Source organism: Beijerinckia mobilis, assembly GCF_000745425.1.
GTDB lineage: Bacteria > Pseudomonadota > Alphaproteobacteria > Rhizobiales > Beijerinckiaceae > Beijerinckia > Beijerinckia mobilis.
In genome coordinates, this window is sequence record NZ_JQJH01000045.1 from 1 (window position 1) to 4,797 (window position 4,797).

Consider the following 4,797-nt stretch of genomic DNA (forward strand, 5'->3'; position numbering starts at 1 on the left):
GCGGAAGCGTGGTTGATGAAGAGGCTGTTGTCGCTGCATTGCAGGCGGGGCGCTTGGGAGGCTACGCCGCTGATGTTTATGAGATGGAGGACTGGGCCAGACCCGACCGGCCTGACAAGGTCCACGGGGGTCTCCTCAATCGCGAACATGATTCGATCTTGACACCCCACATAGGCTCAGCAGTGGCGAAGTCGCGTTTGGCTATCGAGCACGAGGCTGCTGACAACATTATAGATTTTGTCCAAGGCCGAAGACCTCGTGCGGCAATTAACGAGGTTCAACTAATTCCTTGATTAGAGAAAGTAATGTTTAGCCTTTCGCATGTCGCAGCATTCATAGAGGTAATCGAAACTGGCAGCTTTCACGAGGCGTCGCGACGGCTTCAGATATCCCAACCGACTGTCTCACATAATGTGAAACGATTGGAGGATATACTAGGGGTGCGGCTGGTCGAGAGGAGGAAGGACAAGTGTGTGCCGACTCGGCAAGGGCTCGTATTCTTGCCATTCGCACGCAGCCTTTTGACCGTCACGAAGAGATCTCTGGACCGCCTGCACAGCGGCCGGATTACGTTGGGTGCCAGTACTAACATCGGTACCTATATTTTGCCAGTCCACTTGAAGCGTTTACAGGATGCTCAAGGCCGGCCACCTGAGGTGGCCGTTGCCTCAAATCCTGAAATCATCGAAAAGCTCTTGAGGAAGGAGATTGATCTAGCCTTTACCGAATGGTGGGACGATCGAAAAGGATATCAAGCCCGCCTTTGGCGGAAGGAAAAGCTGGTAATAATCGTATCCCCACAGCATAATTGGAGGACGCGAAAAACAATTGAAGCGGCAGAGTTATTTCAAGAGTCCCTCATTGGCGGAGAACGTGGAACCGGTACCGGATCCGTGCTCCGCGAGGCCTTCGGCCAAGCGGCAGAGCAATTCCCAATCTCATTCAATGTCGGGAGCACTGAGGCTGTGAAGCATGCAGTTCGAGCTGGTCTCGGCATTTCGATCGTGATGAGGAGCACTGTCCTCGATGAGCTCGCGTCGGGTAGGCTTTATGAGGTTTCTGTTGAGAATGTGGTTCTCGAAAAGTCTGTGTGGGCTGTACATCCCGTACATATGGAGGATGGTTCACCGGAAGCAATCGCGCTTAAGGTTATACTCGATGCGAGCGCCCCTCTGGGTGACCTAGAGCACGTCCACATTACTCGGGGTCATATCCGCAAGATTTGAAGTAGTTGGCGCATTCCTGCGGCTCGAACATGGTAACGGCCTGGCCGACCGCATCCTTTGGTATCGCCGCCTCAATTCCCGGAGTATCCCATACAAGGGGGACAAGATCGGGGACCGCCCGATTTTCGATGCGTAAGGTTCCCTGCTCCATGTCGCGAATATTCGGCCGTCAGACACATAGTTGGTTTCCATGGATCGTTTGTCATAAACGAGGGTTTTTGAGCATGCCATAGCGCATGCCGTCACGCCCCTTGAATGGCGCGATGGAATCTTCTCAAAACTGTTATAGAAACGGTTGTCGCAAAATGCTATGTGTCCAACGACTTTCAAGAACATTTGGATGGCTATGCGGGTCGGGTACGCCAGGGTCAGCACGATCGATCAAAATCCGGAGCTTCAGCTTGAGGCGCTGAGACGCGCCGGTTGCGAGAAGGTGTTTACCGAGCGCGGGTCAGGCGCTCGCGATGACCGCCCGGAATTGGGCCGAATTCTCTCCGACGTGCTTCGCACTGGTGACACGCTCGTTGTCTGGAAACTCGATCGGTTGGCGCGATCGCTAAAGAAGCTCATCGCGACGGCGGAAGAGTTGGAGCGCGCGAAGATCGGGCTCGTGTCCTTGACCGAGAGCATTGATACGACGACGCCGGGCGGCATGCTGACCTTCCATGTCTTCGGTGCGATCGCCCAGTTCGAACGTGCTCTGATCCGCGAACGCACGACGGCTGGACTGGTCGAGGCGCGGCAACGTGGCCGCAAGGGTGGCCGCCCGCCCGCGATGCGCCCGGGCGATATTGCCGCGGCGCGCGCCCTGATGAAGGAAGGCAGCATACCGGTACGCAATATTGCGCAGCGCATGGGGGTTTCTGTTGCAACCCTCTATCGTCATATCGGCAAGAAGGGTGGCTCTCCCAAAACAGTGGAATCCGAGGACGTCCATGGCTGAGCGGAGAAAGCGGCCGCCCGGAGAGGCTCTTGTCGATCTTCGACGCCGATTGTCGCTGCTTTCTCCCCGTGATCCAGGCCGTACCGAGATTGTTGCTCGTGCCGCCGATGCCTACGGCATCTCGATCTGGACCCTGTATCGGGCGCTGCGGGAGTTGAACCGCCCGAAATCCGTACGGCGCGCCGATCACGGAACCTCCCGGATCGCCCCGCAGCCGGAGATGGAAACCTATGCCGAAATCATCGCGGCCCTGAAGATCAGAACGGCGAACCGGAAGGGGCGGCATATCTCCACGGCGCGCGCCATCAAGCTGCTTGAGGAAGACGGCGTGGTGACGCCCGATGGCCTGGTCCGTGCACCGCCCGGCATCTTGAAACGCGCAACGGTCGATCGGCTGCTGCGTGTTTCCGGCCTGGATTATGCGCGCGTCACCCGCCCGGTGGCTGCCGTCCGATTCCAGGCGCGGCGTTCCAACGAACTCTGGCACTTCGACATGAGCCCGTCCGACCTGAAGCAGGTGGAAGCGCCGCTTTGGGTCGAGGAAGGGCGCGGCCGGCCGACGCTGATGCTGTTCTCCGTGGTCGATGATCGCTCCGGCGCGAGCTATCAGGAATACCGCTCCGTCTACGGCGAGGACGCGGAGTCCGCCTTGCGCTTTCTCTACAATGCCTTCGCCGCCAAGCCTGAACCGGAACTGCCGCTTCAGGGGATTCCAACGACCATCCATATGGATAACGGGCCGGTGAGCCGCTCGCGCGTTTTCCAGTCCGTCATGGGTAGCCTTGGTGTCCGGGTTCTCACGCATATGCCCCCGTCGGACAGCGAGCGGCGCACGCCGGCGCGAGCGAAAGGCAAGGTCGAGCGGCCGTTTCGCACGATCAAGGAAGTGCACGAGACCCTCTATCATTTCCACAAGCCGAAGGACGAAGAGGAAGCCAACCTTTGGCTCAGGCGCGCCTTGGTCACCTACAATAACGGCGACCATCGCACAGAGTCTCATGCACGCATCGAGGATTGGCTGCGGCATCTTCCTCCTGACGGGGTGCGGGCGATGTGCTCCTGGGAGCGGTTCTGCGCCTTTGCGCGCGAACCGGAACGACGGACGGTTGCTGGAGACGCGACCGTATCGGTCGAAGGCGCATCCTATGAGGTCGAGCCCGAACTTGCCGGCGAAACGGTGACCTTGCTCTGGGGCCTGTTCGATCAGGAACTGTTCGTCGAGCATGAGGGCAAGCGCTTCGGTCCATTCCAACCTTCGCGCGGGGCGGTTCCCCTCTTTCGCTATCGCAAATACCAGAAGAGCAAGCTCGAAGAGCGGCTCGACAAGGTGGTGCGCCTGGCAGACCAACTTGGGCTCCCCCGCGCCGCGGTCACCGGCGGGGATCGTCCATTGCCTTCGCTGCCCCCGACCACGGCTGGGCTGAGTGTACGGCGGACACCGTTTCCGGAACCCGCAATAGAGACCGCTTATCCAAATGGCCTCGCAGCCCGTGGGGCCATCGCCGACCAGCTCGGCCGGCCGATCGGCGCGATGAATGCCGGTGACCGCGCCTTCATCAATGAACTGCTTGGAGAAACACTCGACAAAAAGATGATCGCGGCCCGTATCCGCGAACGCTTCCAGGCGCGAAGAAAGGAAGAATGATGCTCGCTGACGTTCAATCCAGTTACGGCCTCGACCGGCCTTTCCAAGGGGCCGGCAACTTTGAGACCGAGCATCAGCGCACGATCATCCGCGAGGTGTGTGCGGCCGTCCAGACCGGTCGGCTTGTCGTGGTCTCCGGCCTGGTCGGTTCGGGGAAAACCCACCTTTTGCGCCGCATCGAGGCCGAACTCACCAAAGCCGGCAAGGTCGCACTCGCCAAATCGCTGGCGGTCGACAAGCGGCGCACTTCGCTGCCATCGCTCATTGAAGCCCTGTTCTACGACTTGTCTCCCGGCGATCGTGCGCAGGTCAAGATCCCCAAGCAGGCCGAGCGCCGGGAGCGCGACCTGCGCGACATCATGAAAAAAGGCAAACGGCCGATCGTCCTCGTGGTCGACGAGGCCCATGACCTGCACCACAAGACCTTAACCGGCCTGAAGCGACTGATGGAGGTGGTCGCCGACGCCGGCGTGCTCCTTTCCGTACTTCTTGTCGGGCATCCCCGGTTGCGCAATGATCTGCGCCGGCCGCAAATGGAGGAGATTGGCTACCGCACGACCATTTTTGACTACGAGGGGATCGGCTCCGCGCGCCGCGACTATGTTGCCTGGCTGCTTGGCGCCTGTGCGGCCGAAGGCGTAAAGGTTGGCGAACTCCTCGAGGAAGAAGCCATCGACCTCATCGCCGAACGTTTGCGCACGACGCTTCAGATCGAGATGCATCTCACCCTCGCATTCGAGCAGGGCTTTCGCCTCGGCGCCAAGCCGGTTACCGCCGAAATCGTCGAGCAGGTCCTGTCCCGCGCCATCGACGATCTCGAACCGACGTTGACCCGAAATGGTTACGATGCGACGGCTCTGGTCACGCACCTCAATGCTCGGCCGTCGGATATCCGCGCCTTCCTGGCGGGCACCCTTGATCCCGAATATTCCCGTCAGCTGACCGAGCAACTACGACAGGCAGGCGTCCCGGTTTGACCATGC

General features: G+C 59.7%; 5 protein-coding genes. All 5 read left to right on the forward strand.

Annotated elements, in window-relative coordinates:
* The coding region (locus DL88_RS18120) for an NAD(P)-dependent oxidoreductase (RefSeq protein WP_034999387.1) at window positions 1-293 on the forward strand (293 nt) is incomplete at its 5' end.
* A 12-nt stretch (window positions 294-305) separates the two neighbouring features.
* Window positions 306-1,226 carry a LysR family transcriptional regulator gene (locus DL88_RS18125; RefSeq protein ID WP_003501100.1) on the forward strand — a complete coding sequence of 307 codons (921 nt, stop codon included), beginning with the start codon at window positions 306-308 and terminating at the stop codon, window positions 1,224-1,226.
* A gap of 340 nt (window positions 1,227-1,566) precedes the next feature.
* Window positions 1,567-2,169, forward strand: a complete 603-nt coding sequence (locus tag DL88_RS18135; protein WP_003501098.1) for a recombinase family protein — start codon at window positions 1,567-1,569, stop codon at window positions 2,167-2,169.
* The gene (locus DL88_RS18140) at window positions 2,162-3,814 is read left to right on the forward strand and encodes an IS481 family transposase (RefSeq protein WP_003501095.1); all 1,653 of its coding nucleotides are present in this window, start codon (window positions 2,162-2,164) and stop codon (window positions 3,812-3,814) included. The genes DL88_RS18135 and DL88_RS18140 overlap by 8 nt, the downstream gene beginning before the upstream one ends.
* The gene (locus tag DL88_RS18145; protein WP_210165336.1) at window positions 3,811-4,791 is read left to right on the forward strand and encodes an ExeA family protein; all 981 of its coding nucleotides are present in this window, start codon (window positions 3,811-3,813) and stop codon (window positions 4,789-4,791) included. The genes DL88_RS18140 and DL88_RS18145 overlap by 4 nt, the downstream gene beginning before the upstream one ends.
* Window positions 4,792-4,797 lie beyond the last annotated feature (6 nt).